This window comes from Pseudomonas orientalis (assembly GCF_001439815.1).
Taxonomy (GTDB): domain Bacteria; phylum Pseudomonadota; class Gammaproteobacteria; order Pseudomonadales; family Pseudomonadaceae; genus Aquipseudomonas; species Aquipseudomonas orientalis.
Map to the genome: position 1 here is coordinate 32,221 of NZ_JYLM01000017.1, position 26,165 is coordinate 58,385.

General features: G+C 60.8%; 21 protein-coding genes. 13 read left to right on the top strand and 8 right to left on the bottom strand.

Annotated features, from left to right (window positions below; all coding sequences use genetic code 11):
- Window positions 1-9 precede the first annotated feature (9 nt).
- Window positions 10-1,245 (top strand): cytosine deaminase, encoded by a 1,236-nt coding sequence (gene codA, locus TU82_RS26695; RefSeq protein WP_057726279.1) that lies wholly within the window; start codon window positions 10-12, stop codon window positions 1,243-1,245.
- A 9-nt stretch (window positions 1,246-1,254) separates the two neighbouring features.
- Here the strand turns inward: codA and TU82_RS26700 are convergent, their stop codons facing one another.
- Genes TU82_RS26700 through tssI form a run of 4 tightly spaced genes read right to left on the bottom strand, consistent with a single transcriptional unit; the run spans window position 1,255 to window position 7,034 of the window.
- Complete coding sequence (locus tag TU82_RS26700) at window positions 1,255-3,393, bottom strand: lipase family protein (protein WP_057726281.1); 2,139 nt, start codon at window positions 3,391-3,393, stop codon at window positions 1,255-1,257.
- Between the two features lie 14 nt (window positions 3,394-3,407).
- Entirely contained in the window at window positions 3,408-4,187 is a 780-nt protein-coding gene (locus TU82_RS29315) for a hypothetical protein (RefSeq protein ID WP_057726283.1), read from the bottom strand.
- Window positions 4,180-5,016: a DUF4123 domain-containing protein gene (locus TU82_RS26710; protein ID WP_057726284.1), complete on the bottom strand. Its 837-nt coding sequence runs from the start codon at window positions 5,014-5,016 to the stop codon at window positions 4,180-4,182. The genes TU82_RS29315 and TU82_RS26710 overlap by 8 nt, the downstream gene beginning before the upstream one ends.
- Entirely contained in the window at window positions 5,016-7,034 is a 2,019-nt protein-coding gene (tssI, locus tag TU82_RS26715; protein WP_057726285.1) for a type VI secretion system tip protein TssI/VgrG, read from the bottom strand. The genes TU82_RS26710 and tssI overlap by 1 nt, the downstream gene beginning before the upstream one ends.
- A 283-nt stretch (window positions 7,035-7,317) precedes the next feature.
- Here tssI and TU82_RS26720 point away from each other — a divergent pair, with 283 nt between their 5' ends.
- The gene (locus TU82_RS26720) at window positions 7,318-8,469 is read left to right on the top strand and encodes an MFS transporter (protein WP_057726286.1); all 1,152 of its coding nucleotides are present in this window, start codon (window positions 7,318-7,320) and stop codon (window positions 8,467-8,469) included.
- A gap of 47 nt (window positions 8,470-8,516) precedes the next feature.
- Here the strand turns inward: TU82_RS26720 and TU82_RS26725 are convergent, their stop codons facing one another.
- From TU82_RS26725 to TU82_RS29320, 3 genes are all read right to left on the bottom strand, one after another.
- Complete coding sequence (locus tag TU82_RS26725; protein WP_231982741.1) at window positions 8,517-9,347, bottom strand: hypothetical protein; 831 nt, start codon at window positions 9,345-9,347, stop codon at window positions 8,517-8,519.
- A gap of 212 nt (window positions 9,348-9,559) precedes the next feature.
- Complete coding sequence (locus TU82_RS28475) at window positions 9,560-9,823, bottom strand: hypothetical protein (protein WP_082632104.1); 264 nt, start codon at window positions 9,821-9,823, stop codon at window positions 9,560-9,562.
- Window positions 9,824-9,975: 152 nt separating this feature from the next.
- Complete coding sequence (locus tag TU82_RS29320; RefSeq protein ID WP_231982740.1) at window positions 9,976-10,773, bottom strand: hypothetical protein; 798 nt, start codon at window positions 10,771-10,773, stop codon at window positions 9,976-9,978.
- 322 nt (window positions 10,774-11,095) lie between these two features.
- Between TU82_RS29320 and TU82_RS26735 the strand changes: the two genes are divergently transcribed.
- The 3 genes from TU82_RS26735 to TU82_RS26745 are packed head-to-tail and all read left to right on the top strand — an operon-like array spanning window position 11,096 to window position 14,644.
- Window positions 11,096-11,896: a glucose 1-dehydrogenase gene (locus TU82_RS26735; RefSeq protein WP_057726289.1), complete on the top strand. Its 801-nt coding sequence runs from the start codon at window positions 11,096-11,098 to the stop codon at window positions 11,894-11,896.
- Window positions 11,889-13,715, top strand: a complete 1,827-nt coding sequence (locus TU82_RS26740) for a glycoside hydrolase family 15 protein (protein ID WP_057726291.1) — start codon at window positions 11,889-11,891, stop codon at window positions 13,713-13,715. The genes TU82_RS26735 and TU82_RS26740 overlap by 8 nt, the downstream gene beginning before the upstream one ends.
- 26 nt (window positions 13,716-13,741) lie before the next feature.
- Window positions 13,742-14,644: an alpha/beta fold hydrolase gene (locus tag TU82_RS26745; RefSeq protein WP_057726293.1), complete on the top strand. Its 903-nt coding sequence runs from the start codon at window positions 13,742-13,744 to the stop codon at window positions 14,642-14,644.
- Here the strand turns inward: TU82_RS26745 and TU82_RS26750 are convergent.
- On the bottom strand, window positions 14,633-15,598 hold the full coding sequence (locus tag TU82_RS26750; RefSeq protein WP_057726295.1) for a GlxA family transcriptional regulator: 966 nt from the start codon (window positions 15,596-15,598) through the stop codon (window positions 14,633-14,635). The two genes, TU82_RS26745 and TU82_RS26750, sit on opposite strands and share 12 nt — an antisense overlap.
- 91 nt (window positions 15,599-15,689) lie before the next feature.
- Between TU82_RS26750 and TU82_RS26755 the strand changes: the two genes are divergently transcribed.
- From TU82_RS26755 to TU82_RS26790, 8 genes are all read left to right on the top strand, one after another.
- Complete coding sequence (locus TU82_RS26755; RefSeq protein WP_057726297.1) at window positions 15,690-16,370, top strand: DJ-1/PfpI family protein; 681 nt, start codon at window positions 15,690-15,692, stop codon at window positions 16,368-16,370.
- Between the two features lie 222 nt (window positions 16,371-16,592).
- Complete coding sequence (locus tag TU82_RS26760; protein ID WP_057726299.1) at window positions 16,593-17,108, top strand: sigma-70 family RNA polymerase sigma factor; 516 nt, start codon at window positions 16,593-16,595, stop codon at window positions 17,106-17,108.
- Entirely contained in the window at window positions 17,095-18,045 is a 951-nt protein-coding gene (locus tag TU82_RS26765) for a FecR domain-containing protein (RefSeq protein WP_057726301.1), read from the top strand. Before TU82_RS26760 ends, TU82_RS26765 begins: the two co-directional genes overlap by 14 nt.
- A gap of 102 nt (window positions 18,046-18,147) precedes the next feature.
- On the top strand, window positions 18,148-20,631 hold the full coding sequence (locus tag TU82_RS26770) for a TonB-dependent siderophore receptor (protein ID WP_057726302.1): 2,484 nt from the start codon (window positions 18,148-18,150) through the stop codon (window positions 20,629-20,631).
- Window positions 20,632-21,546: 915 nt separating this feature from the next.
- Window positions 21,547-22,986 (top strand): undecaprenyl-phosphate glucose phosphotransferase, encoded by a 1,440-nt coding sequence (locus tag TU82_RS26775; RefSeq protein ID WP_057726304.1) that lies wholly within the window; start codon window positions 21,547-21,549, stop codon window positions 22,984-22,986.
- The gene (locus TU82_RS26780) at window positions 22,986-24,446 is read left to right on the top strand and encodes a mannose-1-phosphate guanylyltransferase/mannose-6-phosphate isomerase (RefSeq protein ID WP_057726306.1); all 1,461 of its coding nucleotides are present in this window, start codon (window positions 22,986-22,988) and stop codon (window positions 24,444-24,446) included. The genes TU82_RS26775 and TU82_RS26780 overlap by 1 nt, the downstream gene beginning before the upstream one ends.
- A gap of 1 nt (window position 24,447) precedes the next feature.
- Window positions 24,448-25,359, top strand: a complete 912-nt coding sequence (locus TU82_RS26785; protein WP_057726308.1) for a glycosyltransferase family 2 protein — start codon at window positions 24,448-24,450, stop codon at window positions 25,357-25,359.
- Window positions 25,360-25,388: 29 nt separating this feature from the next.
- Window positions 25,389-26,165 (top strand): polysaccharide biosynthesis/export family protein, encoded by a 777-nt coding sequence (locus TU82_RS26790; RefSeq protein WP_057726310.1) that lies wholly within the window; start codon window positions 25,389-25,391, stop codon window positions 26,163-26,165.

Consider the following 26,165-nt stretch of genomic DNA (forward strand, 5'->3'; position numbering starts at 1 on the left):
AACTTGACCATGCACATCATCAATGCCCGCCTGCGCAACCGTGAAGGCCTGCATGATCTGCACCTGGAACATGGCCGGATCGCCAGCATCACTGCGCAAACAGGCGTACCGAGGTCAATGACCGGCGACCTGGATGCCGCCGGCAATCTGGTGATCCCGCCCTTCGTCGAACCGCACATCCACCTGGATGCCACCCTCACCGCCGGCGAACCGCGCTGGAACATGAGCGGCACCCTGTTCGAAGGCATCGAATGCTGGGGCGAACGCAAAGCCACCATCACAGAGGAGGACACCAGAACTCGCGCAAAAAAAACCATCCAGGCCCTTGCCGCCCACGGTATCCAGCATGTGCGAACCCACGTCGACGTGACCGACCCGGACCTCACCGCGCTCAAGGCCATGCTGCAGGTGCGTGAAGAAAGTGCGCACCTGATCGACCTGCAAATCGTGGCCTTTCCCCAGGAAGGCATCGAGTCGTTCCGCAATGGCCGTGAATTGATGGAAGAAGCCATTCGCCTGGGCGCCGACGTCATCGGCGGCATTCCCCACTTTGAATACACCCGCGATCAAGGCGTGAGTTCGGTGAAATTCCTCATGGACCTGGCCGAACGCACCGGCTGCCTGGTGGACGTGCATTGCGACGAAACCGATGACCCGCATTCACGCTTTCTTGAGGTGCTGGCCGAAGAAGCGCGCAGCCGCGACATGGGTGCCCGCGTCACCGCCAGCCACACCACCGCCATGGGCTCCTACGACAACGCCTACTGCGCCAAACTGTTTCGTCTGCTGGGCCACTCCGGCATCAGCTTCGTCTCCTGCCCCACCGAAAGTATCCACTTGCAGGGCCGCTTCGACAGTTTCCCGAAACGCCGTGGGGTCACCCGCGTCAACGAACTGCTCGAAGCCGGCATGAACGTGTGTTTCGGCCAGGACTCCATCGTCGACCCCTGGTACCCCTTGGGCAACGGCAACATCCTGCGGGTATTGGAAGCCGGGTTGCACATCTGCCATATGCTCGGCTACCGCAACCTGCAGAGCGCCCTGGACCTGGTCACCGACAACAGCGCCCAGGCCATGGCGCTCGGCGACCGTTACGGCCTGGAACCCGGCCGACCGGCCAACCTGTTGGTGCTGTCGGCAGACAGTGACTATGAGGTGATTCGCAGCCAGGGCCTGCCGTTGTATTCGATCCGCAACGGCGAGGTGCTGATGAAGCGTCAGCCGGCGCAAGTGGAATTCATGTAACGCGCTGCGCTAGACGATCGAGTCGATGTCCAGTACTTGCGCGTGTCCCAGGTCGCTTTGGAGGGGCGACGGGATACTGGCAACCTGGGACAACACTCGGTTTTCCCGGTGAGTGAACCAGCGCTTGAGGCCCTGTTGCAGGTTGGCGCTTTGGGCATGGCTACCGTACACATCGTGCGCATCGAGACGGCGCCAGCGCATGCTGGCCAGGCGCTCGCGGCTGGTATGCAGACGGTCGATCTCTGCGTTCAAGGCGTCGTTATGCTCATGGCTACGGTCATTGGCCGGGCGCAAGCGGGCCAGCTCGCGGCGTTTGGCCCTCAGTTGCTCGCGCATGTCTTCAAGCGCGCGATCAAGCAACTCGAACTCCCTCGCAGTGACCACCGGGCCCTGGCTATCCAGGGTTTGCTGCCAGCGCCGCAATGTCGCCCAGGCCGCGGGAACGTAGCTGGCGCTCATGAAGTGTTGGTTGGACTGGAAAATCTGCCTCAGCAGGTTGTCGCGCTCGGGCATGTCGCCGCGCAACTGCAACGCTCGATGACAGCCCAGTTCCTGGATCGACTCACAGCCAGGTTTCCACAGCACTGAAGACTGTGTGCCGTCCGGGAGCGTGATCGGCATGAAGTGCTGTTGTTCGCCATGATGCTGGTAGGCATTCCCACCGACGCGCACCAGGCCGGCGGCGAACAGCAAACCGCCGGCGGTGGGCGCACTGAACAAGGTGACAGCGCCTGGCACCCACAGTTTGGCCGTAGTGTTCATCCAGGGCGCGGGGACACTGGGGACAGGGTCGTTATGGTTGACGATTCGGTGATGGACCAGGGCGGAGGCGCCGGAAGTGAATTCGGAATCGGCGGCGCGGGGGGCGCCGTAGGTGTAGAGGAGCGGGTTGTAATGGGCATCCGGGATACGGCGCAGCCCTTCAGCCAGCAGCAGGGCAATCGCACCGCCCAGGCTGTGGCCGCAAATAACAACACGCTGTCCGACGTGATATCGCGAAAGGTAATCCAGAACAAAATGGTACGTGGCTTTAAATGCCTGGTAAAAACCGCGGTGAGCTTTACCTGCGCCTTCGACAAAAGGGACCTGATGAGCATCTGCGTCGCGTAAAGCGTCCGCGCCACTGGCAGTACCACGGACAGCTATGAGTACAACCTCATCGTGATGGCAGATAAAAGCTTGCGTGTCGGTTCCGGATTCAACGTCGTTAAAAAAATGTATACGCTCCGGATGCTCGCCAGGCGGGTGATTGCGCTCATATAATTCAGGATCGAAAGGCAGAATCTCAAAGCGACGGGAATAGGCTACGTCTTCATACAATGGATAAAACCGCTGTACTTGTTTTGAATCGAATTTCCAAGCCTCCCCGTAACATGATAACTGTTCTACAAACACGTTTCCTATGCTCGGGTTCAGCGGAAAAGCGACCGTATCCGCAGCACCGGTTGGAGGATCTTGACCAAATTCGCAATAACTCAATGTGGCCATGAGCGCCAACTGGTAAAGGTTCAGTGCACAAAACTGATCATCAGTGGAAATAATTGGCCGTAGCGCTCGTAAAGGACGCACCTCCAAAACCGTAAATTGGTTTGGGAATAACACCACGCCTTTGAATAAGCACTCAGGAGGACCAAACCCCAGGTCCGCCATCATCTTGAGCGCATTGCGCGTGGGCCGGTGAGCCCCAGACGAAGTTGGAGGTAAGTGGGCTTTGTACCGAACCAAATCACTTACCTCCACCTGATAAAAACGGTCTGCTTTTTGCCGTGCCGAGTTACCTTCGACACATTGACCATCGCTGCTTAGAAAAAACGTATGCTCCGCGCGTACTTGAAGCTCCGTAATGGGTAAAGGGTAGTCAAGCCGTTTCATAAGCGTGATATAGGGTATTTCTGTTCCCGAATAAGGCTCATCCATCGTGAGAACTACCGGGCCACAATAGATACCCTCCAGCCTGGTAAAACCATCCCCATCCAGCCGCCCCCTGTATTGCTGCCCAACACTGTCCTGGAGAGTATAAAGCAGACCACCGTAGGCCTTGCCGCTCCCGGTTTTATCAACGAGCCCCAAAGACAACCAATCTCCGCGTAATGGGCAAGCGGGCATCCTGTCATTAAAAAACTGCTGCTTCCATGCATCCTGTTTCATAAAGCTTCTCCCTATCAATCACACGTTGGATAAACGCTGCATAAGCGCCCATCTGGCATTTTGAAAGTCTTGAAATCGGAAACATTGCCGCGACAAAACCCGAACAAATCCTCCTCACTTTCTCCCCTGCAGCGTTTCCAGCCACGGGCAACTTTTACCCAGTTATCACCAAAAGCGGGTTGTTCCTCTTCCGTGAATGCCAACACCATCCTCAACGTTTTCCCGGACAGTCCGTCACGGTGCACATGCCCCCCAGGCCGCGCCCTCGTAAGCTTTCCGGCAGCATCCAGTGATTTGCACCAAAGGCTTTTAATAAGGGCATGTCTGGGGCCGGCGGTACGAAATAACCATTGGCATTGCCCAGGAAACTCTTGAACTCCCGTCTCAAGCATCAAAGGCATTCCAGGCTCCCATCTATCGTGAAAATAGATAAGGGCATAGTCCCTTCCGATATCCGACCAACGCTGCCCCCAACTGGCATTAATCACAAAAACGAGGCTGCGCAATACGAGAGGGCAGCCATTTACCTGTTCCGTTAATGGCACCTCAAAACTGACCCTATTGGCGACGGGTTTCCTGACGGCCTTGAATATCTTGAGCTCAGGTCGCCTACCCTTTCTTGCAGGCAGTTTGCAGCTTTCACCTGATGCGGGTGCGTATGAAGCGTCACCTAACACGTCAAACCCCGCCGGCAAATCCACCTCCAGCGTAAAGCTATCCGCCGCCCTCCCCGCACACCCCGTTAGCCACACCATCCCAACGCCAAGCAACACCTTTCCTATCCACCTAGGCATCCCCGAGCCCTTCCGTAAGCCACTGTTCCCGCACACGCTCAAAATGCTGTCCAGGTGCCTCCCCCTCCAGCGGCTGCCAGCGAATGACGCTGCTCCGGGTCGCCTCCTCCAACCGGCGCACCACCAGGAACTCAAGCTGCTCAGGCGAACGCCATTGCCAGATACGGGCCTGCTCCAGCACATGGGCCAGCCAGATCCTGGGGTCGTGAAACTCCACCAGGGCCGCCAGGCCTTCACTGTGTTCAGCCAGCAGGTAACGCAAAATATTGGCCTGAAGGATGGCCGACGCCTGGGGATTAGGCACCTGCAGCCAGGGCGCGGGATCGGGCACCGGGTACTCACCCGGCGCGGGGTTGTCGTGGCTGCACCAGCGTCCCTCATGCCAGTAGCACACGCTGGTCAGCGGGCCCAGGTAGACTGGCCATTGCGCTGCAGGCAGATGCGCCAGGGCGCGGCCCAGGGTGCGGTTGTCGTGGAAACGGTACAGCGCCTTTTCGCCCTCTGGCCCGACCAGCAGGCGCTCACGCCAATGTCGGATCACAACGGCCAGGTCATCGCTGGGTAAACTGCCCAGCCACCCTCGATTTGCCTCTGGGTCTCGCAGAAAATTGATTAGCGCAGGCTCCCCTGGCTGCTCCAATAGCAGGATCACCGGGCCCTTGCTCGCCAGTTCCGCTGCCGCGGTTTCACCATAGAGCGGGCAATAGTGCGAAAGGTCGCGAGCCGCCATGAGCGACTGGCAGTGCTCGTTGCCGGCTTCGAGTATCAGGCACAGGTGACGCCCCGCCTGTTGCTGCTGCGCCATCCATTGATAAGGCTCGTGCTGCATCACGCGGCCCTCCCGGTGCTGGCGCATTGACCTTCGCGACAGCGCTCGCACAGGGGGCAAAAATCCGCGTCCAGTTGGCCGGCCATGTCCGAGATGAGGCCCTGTACCAGCGAAATCTCAGGAGTGCCCGCAGCAGACAAAGGGTTGGCCGACCTTGCAACGGCTGGCGAACCACCGACAGTGATGGGCCGGCTACTGAAAATCCCGCCGGCCTGAATCTGCAAATGCTCGCCGCCCGCCTTGAAACTCAACTGGGCGCCCGCATCGATGACAAGGCTGGCTCCTGCCTTCAGATGAATCTGTTGACCGGCTTCGATCACCATGACCTGAGCCACCTGGGTGTGGCTGTCGCCTTGCACCGCGAGGTGATCACTTGCCTTGATCATAACGCTGCGCTCGCCCGCGATGTGGCGCTGCTCACCGCTTTCAAGATGAACCGTGCTCAAGCCTCGGATGATCTCACTGCGCTCACCGAGCACTTCCAACCGACAGTCATGGCCCACGTGCTGCTCCAGGTCGCGCTGGGCGCGCAGGTAGACCAGTTCCTCGCCACGACGGTCTTCCAGGTGCAGCTCGTTACTGCCCGCGCCACCCGGAACACTGCAACTGCGCAACACGCTGCGGGTTTTGTGCTGCGGCAGGGAAAAAGCCGGCATGTGCAGTGCATTGGGCAGGCAACCATTGATCACCGGCTGGTCCGGGTCTCCCTCCAGGAAGGTCACCAGCACCTCCATGCCCACCCGGGGAATCATCATGGCGCCAAAACCGGAACCGGCCCAACCGGTTGCGACCCTCACCCAGCAGCTGCTTTTATCATCCGACCTGTCCAGCCGGTCCCAATGGAAGCGCACCTTCACGCGACCATATTCATCGCAGTGCACCTCCTCGCCCGCAGGCCCCGTAACAGTCGCCGTCTGGCTGCCATTAATGGAGGCCTTGGGATGTCTGAGGGGTGGCCGATGCACGGCACGCCAAGGGGTCGCAGTGAACCGGTTGCGATACCCAACGAAGGTGTCCGTATCGCCTGTCGCTTCCTCCAGAACCTGGGGCTGAAAGCCTTCGTGGCGCACCGAGGTGAGCAACCACAGGTCATTGCAGATCGGATCCGGGTGGTCCTGCAATTCAAGAAAGTGACCGCTGCGCAACAGGGGCTGGTCACTGCTGCCCGACGCGCGATGACGGTCGGACTGATGTCGCTCCAGGCTGCGAAGCGTCAATTGCGAACCCCGTGCACGACGGGTGAAACCGGCCGGGTAACGATAATCCTCAAGGGCTGAGCCCGGTGCACAGCCAGACGCGTCCTGCAACCGCAGCGACGGGTGCTCGAAGTCATGATCACGGCGCACAGTTCGCCGACTGCGGGTTTCCAGACGAATATCGAAGCGCTTTATCCCGTGGGTTGCGGCCATCGGATCAATCGTCGAGCAGTATCGCTGCATCGGCAGGCGTTGAAACACTGTTTGATCATCACCAAACACCAGCAAATGACTGTCGGCACTATGACGGAAGTGGTAATGGATACCCTCTTCCTCGCACAGTCGCTGAATGAAGTGCAGATCAGTCTCCGCATACTGCACGCAGAAGGGCCGAGACGGATAAATCACCGGGCCCAGCTCGAAGGCATAGGCATCTGCCAGGATGCCGTGTTGTTCAAGCACGCTGGCGATGATCTGCGGCACGCTACGCTGCTGGAAAACCCGCTGGTCGCGGCGATGGGCGAGGCAGGCCAAGCGGGGCGCGAGCGTAAGATGGTAACGGGTGAGCCGGGCTCCCGCGGCATCACGACCAATGGCGTAGACCGACCCGTGCAGGCCTTGATCCGCTTCGCCCAGATCCAGATAGACCGGCTGATGAAGCAATGCCTCCAGATCCAGGTCAGGGTTTTCGCTGACGACTTGTACCTGTATGAAATAGGGCCGATCAAGACATTCACTGCCTTCAAAAGCGAGTACCTGCAAGTTGGCAATGACGCCTGGAATCATTAATTTGAAACGTGACGAAACAAACGCGTCAACCATCCGTTGTTACCCGCCGTCAATAACCAACTGATTAAAAGCTCCCCCTCGTTATTGCCGCAAATGCTGATCGAGAAAAAGCGCCTGAACGCTCTGAAGCTTAGCGATTTCAGGAAAAAAACGGCCCTTTGAAAATAAAACAGAAGATTCGTACGGCGAGAATGGAAGTGTCTTTTGCGAAGTTACGCCCGCTAATCCCGACGGAACCCGGCTCGCTCCACGAGGCCTGATATGCAAGGATGTCGCGCCGGACATCGTTCGTTGAACGCAATACCAAGGATTATTCATGACTGCCATTCCCACTTCCGCCCCCGTGGTTCCCGGGCGGCTGGAGCAAATGTCGACCCGTATCGCTTTTTTCATTGCAGGCTTCGGCATCGCGGCCTGGGCGCCGCTGGTGCCGTACGCCAAGGCGCGCGCGCAACTCAACGAGGGCACGCTTGGTCTGTTGTTGCTGTGCCTGGGGGTAGGCTCGATCCTCGCCATGCCCGTGGCAGGGGTATTGGCGTCGCGCTTCGGCTGCCGGCGGGTGTTGACGGCCGGCACGATCATGATCTGCCTGGCGTTGCCGATGCTGGCCACCGTGAGTTCGATTCCGCTGTTGATGGCGGGGTTGTTTCTGTTTGGCGCCGGCCTGGGTACCGTGGATTCGACCGTCAACCTGCAAGCGGTGATTGTTGAACGCGCCAGCGGGAAAACCATGATGTCGGGCTTCCACGGCTTGTTCAGCCTGGGCGGCATTGTCGGCGCGGCGGGCGTCTCCGGCTTGCTGGGGCTGGGCCTGTCGCCGTTGCAGGCAACCCTGGTGGTGATCGTCGTCATGGTAGTGGCACTGCTCAAGGCCGCGCCGCATTTGCTGCCCTACGGCAGTGAAAGCTCGGGGCCGGCGTTTGCCATTCCTCACGGCGTGGTGCTGTTTATCGGCTGCTTGTGTTTCATCGTGTTCCTGGCCGAAGGCGCGGTACTGGACTGGAGCGCGGTGTTCCTCAGCACCGAACGTGGCCTGGACCCAGCGTATGCAGGTCTGGGCTACGCGGCCTTCGCCCTGACCATGACCGCAGGGCGCTTGACCGGTGACATGATTGTGCGGCGCCTGGGTGCAACCCGGGTGATCGTGGCCGGTGGCACGCTGGCCGCGGCCGGTGTGTTCCTGGCCACGCTCTCCCCTGCCTGGGAAATGGCGCTGCTCGGGTACGCGCTGGTGGGCGCCGGCTGCTCCAATATCGTCCCGGTGCTCTACACCGCCGTCGGCAAGCAGAACGTGATGCCGGAACACATTGCCGTGCCGGCCATTACCACGTTGGGCTATGCAGGCATATTGGCCGGGCCGGCAGTGATCGGGTTCATTGCCCATGGCAGCAGCGTGGCCACCGCCTTCCTGCTGATTGGTGGATTGCTGGCGGCGGTGGCAATCAGCGGAAAGGTATTGCGGGTATAAATTCGCCTGTATGAGCGGCTTGATTCATCCAACCCGCCATGCTCCGTCTAATCGCCCTTTTCCGCTCTATCGTTTTTCAGCCATCGCTCGAGGCTATAGTTCTTCAACCAGTTGTCGTGGTTGAGGCTACCCGTGACGGCGTATCCATTCGCCTTGTAATCATCCAATGACTGCAACAGCCCGGGCCGATCAAAAATATTTTTGACCAGGTATATCTCTCGGAGGCTGAACTTATCGCTGGCTGACCCGTCAACGGGCGCTTTGCGCATCTCGTCAAGCGTTTTTACATCTATATATCGGTGCTTTTCTTCGAACCAATTGCGATCTTCCGAAGGATCGCGAACCCGATCAAATATACCCACCAACTCCTTCACTAAATCTCGATTGGTATACGAAATGAACGGGTCGGCACTATTCGTATTGGGGTTGGTGTTGCCGATCAACGTGCCGCCGGCCGTTTCCAGACTGCCGCGTGTGATCTCGCCCCCCTTTCCACGGATCGCTTCGCCGACCCGGGGTCGATTGAGTATCTCTTTGGCCAGTTTTATATCGCGCTCGGCGAGAACCGCTTCACTGGAGATTTCCTTGGATATTTTCTGCGACTCCAAACGAGGCGGCGCAGGTTGCTGAGAGATCACCTTCAAATGTTCATGAGTCAAATGATCTGTACCCAGGAACTTGGTAAAGGTGTTAAAGCTGAGTTTGAGATCCTCAACCAGCTTATTATCGTCCGAGCTGACATAGGGGTTTCCGGCGTCGCTCATACTGCCATAATGATTCTGGTAGTCGATGTGTCGATTGGCATTGTTTACGTCAGCACCGTAGAGACTCGGCATCGGCAGAGGTGGGCGGTACTGCAAGTTAACGGTCTCATTCATTTTTACACCTCCAAGCATTTAGTTTTTCCAGCCTGTCCGCCAATGACTGATCCCCAATGCATGTGGATCAATGGCACGAGGTAGGCATTCGATAGGTGGCGTCTTGGAAAACAACGGTTCCACTCCACACTGTGTGAAGCAACGTCCGTCGCGGTAACCGCTGGTAACGAGTCACCCCAACGATCATCGACGCGTTGAAGGGAGCTTGACAGTCACTGGCGCCAGGACAGTTTTTTCCACAGATTTGCAAACAATGATGGCGTTGCATCGGGACCCGGCTCGTCGACCGATGTTCGCGTACCTTTATCGAAGTCTTCGGTCGTAGGCGCCTTGAAACTGAACTTCGGCGAAGAGGTGAGGTTGAGCCCCTTTGCCTGAGATTTGCCTGGACTTGGTTCCGTGGTTGCCGGAGCAGGCAGGCTTGCAACGGCGTACTGGGAGTGAGACTGGCGAGGTTCAAATGATGTGGAATTCATAGGCCATTACCTGTTCCAGTAGACGAAGGCATCCACGGGAGAGGCCGGTGGATGCTCTGTTCGTGGTAAATGCTTGCAAATGGTTCCAGCATCGCCGAGGGGCGATTTCGCGGCTGGGGATCTACCAGCCGATGCAACACAGTGGGCAGGTTTTAACGCAGAAGCCGATACAGGTCGTCTCGAGTGATCTTGCCGTCGCGCAGGAACCCGAAAACGTTGTCCATCGAGCCCTTGAGCTCCGAACGGTTCATGATTTCCCTCGACAGTTGGGTAATGCTGTCGGTTGGCCCATGACCATAAAGCGGGCGCGAAGCGAACTTGGCAAACGTATTGACGTCGATGGCGTTCCTGTCGGCGCTCCACCACGGCCCTTTCAACGCATTGAAGTTATTCAGGACATTCTGGGCAAGTTGCCTGTCATCCTGAAGTTTCAGAGGGTTGGACGAAAGAATGAATTTACTGATGTCGTCTTTAGACAGGGAACTGTCCAAAGCCCCGGTTCCGTTATTTCGATCAAGGGCTTGCATCAAGCCTGGGCGCTTGAGCAACTCCCTGGCCAGCCTGGTATTCGAATCCCTCTCCGGGTAACCGGTCAGGGGCCGACCTGCCAGGTTATTGATATGCTCTGGCGTAACAGTCGGTGCGTACCAAGGCTTGAACGCGTTGTATTTATTCAATAACCCTTGCGCCAGCAGCTCATTGCTTTGCTTGCCGTAATAAGGATCCGGCAGCGTGGGATTGGGACGTGGGGGCGGGCCTGGATTGAAGGCGGATTTCGCAGACTGCGGTGCGCTATCGAAAACCGGGCCGGACTGACTCGCCGATGGCTCGAAACTCGGGCCGGCCGCGCCTGCTGCCTTGGCCGCAGGGCTGGCCTGCGCGCCCGCAGAGGGCTGCGCGAAGTTGTCCGTTGATGGGGTGTACGCTTGATTGGATGCGGATACCGACATGTGGTGCTCCAGTTCTGAGTTAGGGCGGTGCCTTGCTGCTGCAGCCGTACCAGCGATGAATGAACCGTGGCGCAGGTCTGCACCAGCAGGCATTTGCTATGTGGCAGAGCGATGGCATCGGGTTCCTCACCGTGTTGAAAACTTCTGAATGCGGGTAGGAAGGAGGTCGTGACAGATGAAGAGCGAACCGCGAAATTTTCCCCACCCACGGCACAATGCCAATCGCAGGTTCCGAACAACGCTTCGTAGTGCTTGAAGCTGAACTTGTGCGCCGCCCTGCCAGTCAGCTAACTGAACTCACACACTTAAAGGTGGGCAGTCCATGCAGCTCTCGTTGGATCAACAAGTGGCCCTCGTCACCGGCGCCAGCTCCGGTATCGGCGCAGGCGCCGCCAAGGCGCTGGCCGAAGCCGGCGCGGCGGTCGTGCTTAACTACAACTCCCAGGCGGCACCCGCCGAAGCGCTCGCCGCGCAGATCAATGCCAACGGTGGCCGAGCCATTGCCGTCGCAGGCGATGTGTCGAAAGAAGCCGACGTCGAACGCCTGTTCGCCCAGACCCTCGACGCCTTCGGCCATCTGGATATTCTCGTCGCCAACTCCGGCCTGCAGAAAGACGCCAATCTGGTCGACATGAGCCTCGAGGACTGGAACACCGTGATCGGCGTCAACCTCACCGGTCAATTTCTCTGCGCGCGCGCCGCCGTGCGGATTTTCAACCGCCAGGGCGTGCGTGAGGGCGTGTCCCGCGCCGCCGGCAAGATCATCCATATGAGTTCGGTGCACCAGTTGATTCCCTGGGCCGGGCACGTGAATTACGCAGCGTCCAAGGGCGGTGTGGAGATGCTGATGCGCACCCTCGCCCAGGAGGTCAGCGAGCAGCGCATTCGCATCAACGGGATTGCGCCAGGGGCGATTCGCACGGCGATCAACCGTGCAGCCACCGAAGGCGCCGCCGAACAGGAGCTGCTCAAGTTGATTCCCTATGGCCGCGTCGGCGATGTGGAAGATGTGGCGAATGCGGTGGTGTGGCTGGCCAGCGACGCGTCCGATTACGTGGTCGGCAGCACGCTGTTCATCGATGGCGGCATGAGCCTTTATCCGGAGTTTCGTGGCAATGGTTGACCTGAAGAACGAGCCACAAAGCCCCATCGATGCCCACGGCATCATCGGCGACATGCGCAGCGCGGCGTTGGTGAATGATCAAGGCAGCATCGATTTTTTCTGCTGGCCGGAATTCGACAGCCCGTCGATCTTCTGCGCATTGCTCGACAGCCCCGAGGCCGGCACCTTCCAGCTCACCCCGGACCTGCCCAATGCGCGTCGCGAGCAGATCTACCTGCCCGACACCAATGTGCTGCAAACCCGCTGGCTCAGCGATGCGGCGGTGGTGGAGATCACTGATTTGCTGGCCGTCAGCGAAGACGTCGATGATCTACCTCTATTGATCCGCCGCGTGCGGGTGGTCGGCGGCACCGCGACGTTCCATCTGCGCTGCGCCGTGCGCCATGACTATGCCCGCGCTCAGACCCACGCCGAGATCGTCGATCAGGGCGTGCTGTTCAGCGCGCAGGGTCAGCCCGGACTGCGTCTGGCAGGCAGCCACCCGTTGACCCTCGACGAACATGCCGCGACGGCCAGCTTCACCCTGGCCCAGGACGAGAGCGCAGAATTCGTCCTCGGCGGCCAGGACGATCCACGTGTGACGAACGCCTGCACCGAGCTCTACCTGGAACGCACCTTGAAGTTCTGGCGCAGTTGGATCGGTCAATCGAACTACCGGGGACGCTGGCGTGAAATGGTCAACCGCTCGGCCCTCGCGCTGAAGCTGTTGACCTCACGCAAACACGGCGCAATCATCGCCGCCGCCACCTTCGGCCTGCCCGAGACGCCCGGCGGCGAACGCAACTGGGACTACCGCTACACCTGGATCCGCGACGCTTCCTTTACCGTCTACGCGTTCATGCGCCTGGGTTTTGTCGAGGAAGCCAACGCCTACATGCGCTGGCTCAAGGGACGGGTCAGCGATTGTTGCGGCCAGACGGTCAAAATCAACATCCTGTACGGCATCGATGGCCGCCAGAAGCTGCCGGAAACCACCCTCGATCACCTCAGCGGTCATGGCGGCGCACAGCCGGTGCGTGTGGGCAATGAAGCGTTCGACCAGGTTCAGCTGGATATCTACGGCGAACTGATGGACGCGGTTTACCTGGTCAATAAATACGGCGAAGCCATCTCCCACGAAGGCTGGAAGCACACCGTGGAAGTGGTTGACCAGGTCTGCGAAATCTGGAACCGGCAAGACGTCGGCATCTGGGAAATGCGCGGCGAGCAGCACCACTTCCTGCACTCGCGCCTGATGTGCTGGGTGGCCCTGGACCGCGCCATCCGTCTGGCCTCCAAGCGCTCGTTACCGGCACCGTTCGCCCGTTGGGACCAGACCCGCCAAGCGATCTATGCCGATATCTGGAGCAACTTCTGGAACGAAGAGCGCGGGCACTTTGTGCAGCACATCGGCAGTACCGCCCTCGACGGCTCAATGCTGTTGATGCCGCTGGTGCGCTTCGTTGCCGCCACTGATCCGCGCTGGCTGTCGACCCTGGAGGCGATCCAGAAAAGCCTGGTTCGCGATGGCATGGTCTACCGTTACCGCAACGACGACAGCCAGATCGATGGGTTGCAAGGCACTGAAGGCGCGTTTGCCGCGTGTTCGTTCTGGTACGTCGAATGCCTGGCCCGCGCCGGCCAGGTGGAAAAAGCCCATCTGGAGTTCGAACAACTGCTGCGCTACGCCAACCCGCTGGGGCTGTATGCCGAAGAGTTCGACAGCCAGGCCCGGCACCTGGGTAATACGCCCCAGGCGTTGAGCCATCTGGCGCTGATCAGTGCGGCGACGTTTCTGGACCGTAAACTCAGTGGCGCGAAAACGGTGTGGCAGCCATGATTTCCCCCCCTGTTCAGGAGCCGGTCATGACCCCCCTCGCCCCGCTGCTCTACGTGCGTACGTCCATGCTCGATATCGCCTATGAAACCCACGGTCCGCTGGACGGTGAGCCGGTGATCCTGCTGCACGGTTTCCCCTACGACCCTCGCGGCTACGACGACATCGCGCCGCACCTGGCCGAACAGGGTTACCGCGTGCTGGTGCCTTACCTGCGCGGTTATGGCCCGACGCGGTTTATCAACGAGCAGGTCATGCGTTCCGGTCAACAGGCGGCGCTGGGCAAGGACTTGCTGGACTTCATGGATGCGCTGTCCATCCCCTGCGCCACCCTGGCAGGCTACGACTGGGGCGGGCGCGCCGCGTGTATCGTCGCGGCGCTGTGGCCGGAACGGGTGCGCGGGTTGGTGACCGGCGATGGCTACAACATTCAGAACATTGCCCAGTCACTCAAGCCAAGAGCACCTGAAACAGAGCACCGCTTGTGGTACCAGTATTACTTTCACACCCAGCGCGGCGTGGATGGCCTGACGGCCAACCGGCGGGAGTTGTGCGAGCTGTTGTGGTCGTTGTGGTCACCGTCCTGGGCGCACGGGCCGAGCCTGTACGGGCAAACCGCGCCCTCGTTCGACAACCCGGATTTTGTCGAGGTGGTGATCCATTCCTATCGCCATCGCTTCATGTACGCGCCAGGCGACCCGGCGCTGGCGGTCATCGAGGAGGCATTGGCGCTGCAACCGCCGATTTCGGTGCCGAGCATTTCGCTGTGCGGTGCCGATGACGGCGTGGGGCCGCCACCAGCAGAAGACGACGATATCGAACATTTCAGCGGCTTTTATCGACGGCAAGTGCTGCCCGGCGTGGGCCACAATATTCCCCAGGAAGCGCCGCAGGCCACCCTGGCGGCGCTGCTGGAATTGCTACAGCGGTGAAAACCGTTCGCGGTAAGCCTGGGGCGTCACCGACAGGGCCCGCAGGAAACTGCGCCGCAGGGTCTCTTCACAGCCAAACCCACACTGCATGGCGATGCGTTTGATCGAGGTGCTACTGTCGGCCAATTGCCGGCGCGCGCTTTCCACACGCAGCAGCTCCACGGCCCGCGCCGGGGTCTGGCCGGTTTCGGCGCGGTAGTGGCGCACAAAGCTGCGCTCGCTCATGCCGGCCTGGGCGGCCAGGGTGGCGATATTCAGGTCCAACTTAAGGTTCTCGGCGATCCAGGCGTGCAACTCGGCAAAGCGGCTGTCGCTCTTTTGCAGCGACAGGGTCACGCTGAATTGCGACTGCCCGCCGGGACGTTTGAGAAACACCACCAGGTGCCGCGCCACCTCCAAGGCGACGGCGCGCCCCAGGTCCTCCTCCACCAGGGCCAGGCACAGATCGATACCGGCGGTCACACCGGCCGAGGTCCACAGTGCGCCTTGCCGGATAAAAATCGGATTGGACTCCACCGTCAGTGCGGGAAACCTGCGCGCCAGTTCTTCGCAGCGCGTCCAGTGCGTGGCCACGCGGCAACCGTCGAGCAGGCCACTGGCGGCCAACAGGAAAGCGCCGGTGCAGACCGAAGCCATGCGCCGGGTGTGCCGCGATTTTTCCCGCACCCAGTGCACCAGCGCCGGGTCTTCGGCGGCGCCGTATACGCCCCAGCCGCCGGCGATCACCAGCGTGTCGCACGGCTGATCGACGCCGGGCAGCGGATCGGCCAGCAGCGCCAGGCCCGCAGACGTCATCACCGGTTTGGCCTGGTCGGCAATCACATTTACCGCGTAGGGCAAGGGCAAGCCGCGCTGGCGCGCCAGGTCATTGGCCGAAGCAAATACCTGCAGGGGCCCGGTGACGTCGAGTACCTGGGCATTATCGAAAGCGAGGACATGGATGATTCTGGACATGATTGGCGTGATATGTGGGCTCAATGGCGTATGCGCCAAAGCCTAGGCTCCTACAGTGAGGGCGTCCACCCCCTTTATTGGAGCGTCATTCATGACCCTGCACATCGGCTTCCTGCTCTTTCCCGGCATCCAGCAACTGGACCTGACCGGCCCCTATGACGTGCTCGGTTCGCTGCCGGACGTAAAACTGCACCTGGTGTGGCAGGACCTGGCACCGGTCACCTCAAGCACCGGCCTGGTGTTTACGCCAACCATGACCTACGCCGACTGCCCGAACCTGGACGTGCTGTGCGTGCCCGGCGGCTCGGGCGTTGGCGCCTTGATGGAAGATCCTGCCACCCTGGACTTCCTCAAGGCCCAGGCGCAGACCGTGCGCTACATGACCTCGGTGTGCACCGGTTCACTGGTGCTGGGCGCCGCAGGTTTGCTGCGCGGTCGCAAGGCCACCACCCACTGGGCCTACCACGACCTGCTCGCGCCACTGGGCGCGATCCCGGTGCACGCGCGCGTGGTGCGTGACGGCAACCTGTTTACCGGCGGCGGGATCACGGCGGGCATCGACTTTGCACTGACCCTGGCGGCGGAGTTGTACAGCGAAGCGGCGGCGCAATTGGTGCAACTGCAAATCGAATATGCGCCGGCACCGCCGTTCGACGCGGGTCGCACGGATACGGCGCCAAGGCACGTCCTGGAGGAAGCCAACAAGCGCACGGCAGAATCGCGCAGGGTGCGTGGGGAGATTGTCGCGCGGGCGGCGGCACGCTTGGGTTGAGCTGGCGCCTGAATTCCCACTGATGCATGCAGATCTAGATGTGGGAGGGGGCTTGCTCCCGATTGCAGTGTGCCAGTCACAAAAGCACTGGCTGACACTCCCTCATCGGGAGCAAGCCCCCTCCCACCCTTTGAACCGTGCTCGACATCCGATTGCCCATTCCCACATTCAACGACTAGAATGCGAAACATTATCAATTAAGACGGCTGCGCCGGGATGCCCATGTCGAGCGATCACCCACTGGACCATGCCGCCATCGGCCAGCTGTACCAAACCCACCATGCCTGGCTGCGCGGCTGGTTGAGCCGGCGTACCGGCTGCCGCGAGCACGCCGCCGACCTGGCCCAGGAAACCTTCGTGCGCCTGCTCAACGCGCGCCGGCAACAGACCTTGCAGCAACCGCGCGCTTACTTGAGCAGCATTGCACGCAGCTTGATGATCGACCAATACCGGCGCCGGGAACTGGAGCGTGCCTACCTGGAAAGCCTTGCGCATTTCCCACAGGTCGACGTGCCCTGCGAGGAAACCCGCTTGCTGATCCTCGACAGCCTGGAGCGCATCGACCGTTTGCTCGACCAACTCAAACCGCGCATGCGCGAGGCCTTCCTGCTGGCGCAGCTGGACGGCCTGACCTGCCCGCAAATCGCCCTGCGCCTTGGCGTGTCCAGAGCCACGGTGGAGCGCGACCTGGCCAAGGCGCTGCATGCCTGTTATCGGTTGCGCTATGCCGACTGTTGACCCGCGCCTGGTGGACCAGGCGATCCAGTGGATGATCCAACTGCGCTTCAACAGCGCTGACGACGCCGCCACCGCCGCCTTTGAGCAGTGGCTGCACACCAGCGCCGCGCATCAACTGGCGTGGCAGCGCGTGGCGACGATGAATGACGATTTCAGCCAATTGCCCGCGCATATCGGTCGCCATGCACTCGATGGCGCGCGCCAGCGCATCAGCCGTCGTGAAGGCCTGAAGCTGCTCGGGCTGTTGGCCGGTGCCGCCGGCTTGACCTGGCTGGGCCGCGACTACACGCCCCTGCCCGCGCTGATGGCCGACTACCGCACCGCCACCGGCGAGCGGCGCTGGGTGGCGTTGAACGAGGGCAGCAAGGTCCAGCTCAACAGCGCCAGCGCTATCGACGTCGCGCTGAATGCCGAGCGACGCCTGGTGAGCCTGCGTCAGGGTGAGGTGTTGATCAATACCGGCGCCGACAATCGCCCGTTCTGGGTACACACCCGCGACGGTGACCTGCGCGCCCTCGGCACACGCTTTCTGGTGCGCGAAGAACCCCGAGGCACGCTGCTGGTGGTGCAACAGGGTGCGGTGGCGGTGTTTGCCGACCGCCACGCCGCCCACGCACGTAACGTAATCAAGTCCGGCGAACAGGTGCTGTTCGACCGCAGTGGCGTGCGCCCTGCCCCGGCCAACGGCCTCGATCCCTGGGCCTGGAGCGAGGGTGTAATCAGCGCCCACGACATGCGCCTGGATGACTTCCTGGCCGAGCTGGGCCGCTACCGCAACGGCCTGGTGCGTTGCAGCGAAGCCGTGGCCGCGCTGCGGGTATCGGGCACATATCAACTGGACGATACCGATCAGGTGCTGCAATTGCTCGTCCAATCACTCCCGGTCACCCTGACCTACCGCAGCCGCTATTGGGTGACCCTGTCCTCGCGGGCCTGACCGGAAAAATAAATGAGGTGAATTCTCATCGCCGCTCGACCTGTAAGGAAAGGCCGATCAACAGGCCGGATTCAGCCACTTCCTTCAGGAGCATCCGCGGTCATGCAAGCGTTCCCCTCCCAACGTTCATCCCTCAAGCACGCGGTACGGGCCGCCCTGCTCGGCGTCTGCCTGGGCGGTGCCAGCCTGCCCCTGGCGGCGCTGGCCGAGAGTGCCGCCGACACCCAGGCCAGCGATTGGCGGATCGCACCCGGCCCGCTCGCTTCGGCACTCGACCAGTTCGCCCGCCAGGCCGGGATCAGCCTGTCCTACGACGCCAGCAGCGTCGCCGGCAAAACCAGCAGCGGGCTCAACGGCAGCTTTGACCCTGAGCAAGCCCTGGCCCGGTTGCTGCGTGACCAGGGCCTGCAAGCCCAACGCCAGGGCAACAGCACCTGGCTGCTGCTACCGCAAACGGCCGATACCGGCGCGCTGAACCTGGGCGCGACGATGATCACGGGCGATCGCCTGGGAGCAATGACCGACGGCACCGGCGCCTACACCACCGGTGCGGTCACCATTGGCAAAGGCGAGCACAGCCTGCGCGAAACGCCGCAGTCGGTGAGCGTGATGACCCGTCAATTGATGGACGACCAGAACGTCACCACCATCGACGACGTGATGGAGCGCACGCCGGGAATCACCACCTATGAATCGCCCATGGGCGGCAAATATTTCTATTCCCGCGGCTTCAAGATGCTTGGCCAGTACCAGTACGACGGTGTGCCGCTGGACATGGGCAAGGACTACGTACAAGCCGACAGTTTCAGCGCCAACATGGCGATTTATGACCGTGTGGAAGTGCTCAAAGGCGCGGCCGGCATGCTCAAGGGCGCCGGCACCGCCAGCGGCGCGGTGAACTTCGTACGCAAGCGCCCGCAGGCCAAGCCGACCTCCAGCCTGTCGCTGTCCGCCGGCACCTGGGACAACTACCGTGCCGATGTCGACACTGGCGGCCCGCTCAATGACAGTGGCACCGTGCGTGGCCGCGCCGCGTTCAGCCAACAGGATCGCGACTCCTACATGGATATTTCCAAGCGCAAGGACCGGGCGTTCTACGGCGCGCTGGATGTCGACCTCAACCCCGACACCACCCTGGGCCTGGGCGCCAGTTATGAGGACGTCGATGCCAGCCCGTGCTGGGGCGGCTTGCCACGCTACAGCGACGGCAAGAGTGCCGAACTCAGTCGCTCCACCTGCCTGGGCCAATCCTGGAACGACTGGCAAAGCCGGCGTGCCACGTTCTTCGCCGACCTCACCCATCACTTCAGCGACGACTGGACACTCAAAGTCGCCGCCGTGCACAGCCGTAACCTGCAAGACACCCAATACGCCGCCAGCGAAGGCACCATCGCTTACGGCAACCCGCTGCCTACCGCCAATTCCTACGCAGCCTTGATGGACTATGACCACAAGGACTTCGGCCTCGATGCCTACGTGGATGGCAAGTTCGAAGCCTTCGGCCTGGAACATGAGTTGATCCTCGGCGCCAACGGCAGCCGTGGCACCCAGGACGACATCTACGCGATCCAGAACCTGCCCAGGCGCCAAAGCATCTACCAACCCGACCACCACTTCCCGGAACCGGCCAATGACACCTTCTGGCCGAACATGTACCGCGGCGGCACGGTCAAGGAAACCGCCACGCAATACGGCACCTACGCCACCCTACGCCTGCGCCTGGCCGAGCCGTTGATGTTTATCGTGGGCAGTCGCGTGAGCTGGTACGACAACCGCCGCGAGTCGAACAACCTGGGCTGGGGCGAATGGAGCGTGCAGGACGCACACACCAAAGAAACCGGCGAAGTCACCCCGTTCGCCGCGCTGATCTACGACCTCAACGAGCACCTGTCGGTATACGCCAGCTACGCCGATATCTTCCAGCCGCAAAGTTCCTACGCAACGGCCGATGGCGCGGCGCTCAAACCGAAAATCGGCAACAACTACGAGCTGGGTATCAAGGGCGAATGGTTCGACGGACGCCTCAACAGCTCCGTGGCGCTGTTTCGCGCGGTCGAAAAAAACGGCGCCGAGACCGACTTCCTGAGTTTTTGCCCGACCTCCGCCGATGGCTATTGCTATACCGACACCGGCAAAGTGCGCGCCCAGGGCGTCGAAGCCGAAGTCAGCGGCCAATTGCTCGAACGCCTGCAGGTGTCCGGCGGCTACACCTACACCCAGACCAAATCATTGAAGAACATCGACAGCAGCCTGGAAGGTGGGGCGTCCAATACTTACGTGCCCCGGCACATGCTGCGCATGTGGGGCGACTACCAGCTCGATGGTGCGCTGTCCAAGTGGAGCGTGGGAGCCGGCGTCAACGCACAGAGCAGCAACTACCGGATGCAGGGCATCAAGCTGGAGCAAGCCGGGTATGCCCTGTGGGATGCGCGCCTGGCGTACCGTGTGGATGACACCTGGACCCTCGCACTGAACGGCAAGAACCTGTTCGATAAAAATTACTATCAAACCGTGGGCACCGCGTCCTGGGGTAATTTTTATGGCGAACCGCGCAATTTCACCGTCAGTTTGAAAGGCGCGTTCTAACCTCCCTTCCCGGGCATAGGTATCTACACAACTCAGCAGCGCCCAACCGTAACCACGATGCGAAGCGAGTCGCTCTTGATCTTGATCTGCTTTTGATCTTGATCTCAGGCGCCCCGTTAAACCACGCTGGCCGAACGCAGGCTTGAATCCGTGGGTAACCCGGCAGGACGCCGGGTTAGCCGCCCCGCGCCATGGATGGCGCGTGGCGGCGGCCCACGGATTCAAGCCTGCGTTCGGGCACACCGAGCCTGGGCGAGGTGCCGAGTGGTGGGGCAAGAGCGTTTTGCTTACTTTTGCGCTTTTCAAAAGTGAGCCGCCGTCAGGGCGGAACCCTAAGTGGCCGTTACCGCAGAAACGGATATGTACTCGATCTGATCCAACATCCTGGTCGGCCCAGAGGCCGCCATCGGGGGCAAGTCGAATCGTCGCACCGCCCCTCCCACATTTGGACCTCGGAGCGTCAGGTAGATATGTTAGCTCCCTCGCCACAGGTGCGGTGTCGCACCAAAATTGTGTAGATACCTATGCTTCCCGGGGGCGATTGCTTCACGCAATGGCCCCTGCGCGTCCCCTTTTCCTGCCACGCGAAAAAACCTTTTCACAGTCGGCAGGAAAATTCTCACATTTGTTCCTACACTCAAAATCACCTCCCCAATGCCAAGTGCCAGTACAAGGAACGTCAAGCATATGACATGCAAAATTCTGATCTACCTGCCAGCAATGCCAAATCCAGCACCAAGTCAATCTATTGACCAACTCGCATAAGGAATCTCTGTTAATAACCGTTTCCCGCAAAACTACCTTCATTTGGATGGTTCCACTTGGATGATGGTTGCGTTTTAACCAGATTTAGCGCTCCGCCTGCTCAATTGAACAGCCGCAAAGCGAACCTGGTATGCAATGAGGGATGTTTGTATGCGAGAGAAGTCATCAGTTGTCAGTTTGTTTTTGACCCGTGCAGGTTTCGTTGAATTTTTTGTCATTTTTGTCAAGTTGATCCATGGCCTGACTGCCATTTTGCCACCGCTGGTCCTGGCGTTTTTCATCGACCCGATGGAACTCGAAATGCGCTCGCGCTTTCTGGGTCTGTTGCTGTTTTTCGCGTTCCTGACGATTATTTTGTTTCAGGCCCTGGGCATCTATTCCGAAGAGCTGTTCAGCAACCGCCTGCGCTTGCGCGCCAAAATCGTGGCCTGGTCGTCGGCGTTTTGCATCCTGCTGTTCATGTACCAGATCCTGCAGGTGTTCCCGCAATTGAACCCGCGCAATCTTGTGGCCTGGTACTTCGCAAGCCTCGGATTGTTCTGCCTGGAACGCATGATGATGCTGCGCCTGTACCGCAGCCTGATGCGCCGGGGCAAATACCTGCAACGCACCGTGCTTCTGGGCTTCACCGACACCGCCGTGCACATCGCCGACCACCTGCAACGCAATGGCGATATCCGCTCCGGCCTGATCGGTTTTATCGACGACCGTACCGAACGCATACCCAAGGAGTTGAGCAACCTGCCGCTGCTGGGCAACACCCGCGACCTGGAAAAACTGATCCGCGCCGAGCAGGTCAACCAAGTGATGATCTGCCTGCCGTGGTCTGCCGAGCAGCGTATCCTCGGGCTGGTCAATCGCCTGCGGCAGATGTCGGTGAACGTGATGCTGGTGCCGGACATGGCCGCCCTGCGCTACGGCCACAGCCGCATTACCGACGTGGGCGGTATCTTGATGTTCAACACCTCGCAGTTACCGCTGCGCGGCTGGGCGCCCTTTATCAAGCGCTGCGAAGACCTGTTGCTGGCCAGCATTGCCCTGGTGGTGCTGTCGCCCGTGATGCTGTTGACGGCCATCGCGATCAAGCTCGATTCCAAGGGGCCGGTGCTGTTTCGCCAGAACCGCTTCGGCTATAACGACAATGAAATCCGCGTGTTCAAGTTCCGCTCGATGTTCACTGACCAAAGCGACTTCACCGCCGAACGCCAGACCACCCGCCAGGACCCACGTATCACACGCGTCGGCCGCATCATCCGCAAAACCAGCATCGACGAACTGCCGCAGTTGTTCAATGTACTGCTGGGCAACATGTCCATGGTCGGCCCGCGTCCCCACGCCACCGCAACCAAGGCGGCAGGCATTCCTTTTGAACTGGCGGTGAGCGAATACAGCTCACGGCACCGGGTCAAGCCGGGCATCACCGGTTGGGCGCAAATCAACGGCTACCGGGGCGAAACCGATACCCTTATCAAAATCCAGAAACGCGTCGAGTACGACTTGGAGTACATCTCCAAATGGTCGGTGTGGTTTGACTTGTACATCGTTTTCATGACGGTCCCGGCCGTCCTTTCCACCAAGGAAGTCTATTGATGAATACCCTCAACGGATTGATTCCCTGCATTATTTCCGGTGGTTCGGGCACACGCTTGTGGCCGGTGTCCCGGCAGAACATGCCCAAGCCGTTCATGCGCATGCGCGACGGCCAGAGCCTGCTGCAGAAAACCTTCCAGCGCGCCGCACGCCTGCCCGGTGTGGAAAGCGTGTTGACGGTGACCAACCGCGACCTGCTGTTTCGCACCCTGGATGACTACCGCAGCGTCAACAAGGCCCACCTGCCGCTGGACCTGCTGCTCGAACCGTTCGGGCGCAACACCGCAGCGGCCATCGCCGTGGCGGCGCTGCACGTGCAGGAACATTTCGGCGGCGATGCGCAACTGCTGGTGATGCCCGCCGACCATCTGGTGCTCGATGAAAACGCCTTCGCCGAAGCCGTGGCCCAGGCCCGTGACCTGGCCGAAGCCGGCTACCTGGTGACCTTCGGCATTCAGCCCGACCACCCGGAAACCGGTTTCGGCTATATCGAAAAAGGCGAAGCGCTGAGCCAGGGCAACCGGGTCAAGCGCTTTGTCGAAAAACCCGACCTGGCCACCGCCCGAGCCTATCTCGACGGCGGCAAGCACCTGTGGAACGCCGGCATGTTCTGCTTCAAGGCCAGCACCCTGGTGGATGAACTGAACACCCACGCCCCCGACGTGCTGATTGCTGCGCGTGCCGCCCTCGAACACAGCCAGCACCTGCAAAACAAAACCTCGCGCCAGCGCGAACTGGACAGCGATGCCTTCGCCAGCGCGCCGGACATTTCCATTGATGTGGCGCTGATGGAGAAGTCCGGGCAAGTGGCCGTGGTGCCGTGCAACATCGGCTGGAGCGACATCGGTTCCTGGGAAGCCCTGCGCCAGCTCACGCCAAGCGATGCCCAGGGCAACCAGGTCAATGGCGAAGCGATCCTGCATGACGTGCACAACTGCTACATCGACTCGCCCAAGCGCGTACTCGGTGCGGTCGGCGTGCGTGACCTGATCATCGTCGACACCCCCGACGCCCTGCTGATCGCCGACGCCAACCGCAGCCAGGACGTGCGCTACATCGTGGCCGAACTCAAGCGCCAGAATCATCCGGCCTTCAGCCTGCACCGCACCGTCACCCGGCCGTGGGGCACCTACACCGTGCTGGAGGAAAGCAGCCGTTTCAAGATCAAGCGCATCGTAGTCAAACCCCAGGCGTCGCTGTCGCTGCAAATGCACCATCACCGCAGCGAGCACTGGGTGGTGGTCAGCGGCGCGGCGCAGATTACCAATGGCGAACGTGAATTCCTGATCAACGCCAACGAGTCCACTTATATACCGGCCGGGCACAAACACCGCCTGACCAACCCGGGCATCATCGACCTGGTGATGATCGAGGTGCAGAGCGGCGAATACCTGGGCGAAGACGACATCGTGCGTTTCGATGACATCTATGGGCGTGCGCCTGCCGAAGTGAAGAAATGACATGCGCACCTCGTTGATTATTCCGACCCGTAACGCCTCCAGCCACCTGGCGCGGCTGCTGCCGGCACTGAAGATGCAGACCCTGCAGCCGGACGAAATGCTGGTGGTCGACAGCGCCTCCAGCGATGACACCGTGGCGCGCTTTCGCGACTACGGTGCGCGGGTCGAGGTGATCGACGCGCGTACCTTCAACCACGGCGGCACGCGGCGCTGGGCCAGCGAACAGGTGAGCGGTGACGCGCTGATCGTGATGACACAGGACGCCATTCCCGCCACCCCGGAAACCTTCGCCAACCTGCTCGCGGAATTGCAGCAGGACCCGCTCAATGGCGTGGCCTACGGGCGCCAGTTGCCGCACCCGGATGCCGGAGTGCTGGGGGCGCAGTCGCGACACTTCAATTACCCGGCCCAAAGCCGCAGCAAGCGCCTGGCCGATGCGCCGGAACTGGGGATCAAGACCTGTTTCAGCTCCGATTCGTTTTCCGTCTATCGGCGCAGCGCCCTGCACGCCGTAGGCGGCTTCCCCGTCGATGTCATCGGCAGCGAAGACGCCTACGTCGCGGCACGCATGCTGATCGAAGGCTACACCGTGCGCTACGCCGCCTCCGCGCAGGTGTACCACTCCCACGATTACCGGCTCATGGACGAGTTTCACCGCTACTTCGACATCGGCGTGTTCTACGGTCGCGAACCGTGGATACGCCAGGCCTTTGGCGATGCCGGCGGTGAAGGTAAACGCTATGTACTGGCTGAACTCGCGGCATTGCGCGCAGCCGGTGCCTGGCACCGCGTACCCGAAGTACTGGTGCGCAGCGCGTTCAAGTTGCTCGGCTATCGGCTGGGTCATCAGGAACGCCGGCTACCTCTGGCCCTCAAGCGGCGCATCAGCATGTTCCCCGGTTATTGGAGGTGAGCATCATGACCTACAGGAAATCCTATTTGATGAAACGAACCGTGCTCGTCCTGGCCATGATGGCCTTGGCCGCCTGCAATACACCCGCGCGCATCGTCGCGCCTGATGACAAGACCGTCGAGGAAGGCAAGCGCGCCCTCGACCAACTGGCCCAGCTGCCGCCGGCGGTGGAACGCATCCGCGTCGGCGATCAGTTGCGCATCGTGCGCGACGCCGGGGAAATGCCGACGCTGTCGGCGTTCAACGTCAGTACGATCTACGAGCTGACGCTGTACACGGTGCAAAGCGACGGCAAGATCAACTACCCGTTCCTGGGCCCGATCCAGGTCGCCCGGCGCACGCCGACGGAAGTGGCCGACGAGCTCAGCAACAAGCTCGCGCCGGTGTATCGCGAGCCGCGGGTGACGGTGAACATCAACCAGGCGCCGGCCAATTCGATCATTGTCGGCGGCGCGGTGAACAACCCGACCACGGTGGCGATCGCCTCGGCCAACACCCTGGAGCAAGCCATTGTCGGCGCCGGCGGGGTGAACCCGGCGGGCAATGCGAGCATGGTCGCGCTGCTGCGCGAAGATAATCAGGGCGTCTATCGTGCTTACTTCCTGGACTTCAGCCAATACCTCAAGACCGGTCCCAACGGGCGCAAACAAGTGCCCCTGCAACGAGGTGACGTGGTGTTCGTGCCCAAATCCAATGTGGGCGAGCGCATCCAGGGCGTGGATACCTACCTGAACCAGTTGATCCCATTCACCAAGTCGATCGGGGTTGGCTACAACTACACCCGAACCAGCGGCGGCAGTAACTAA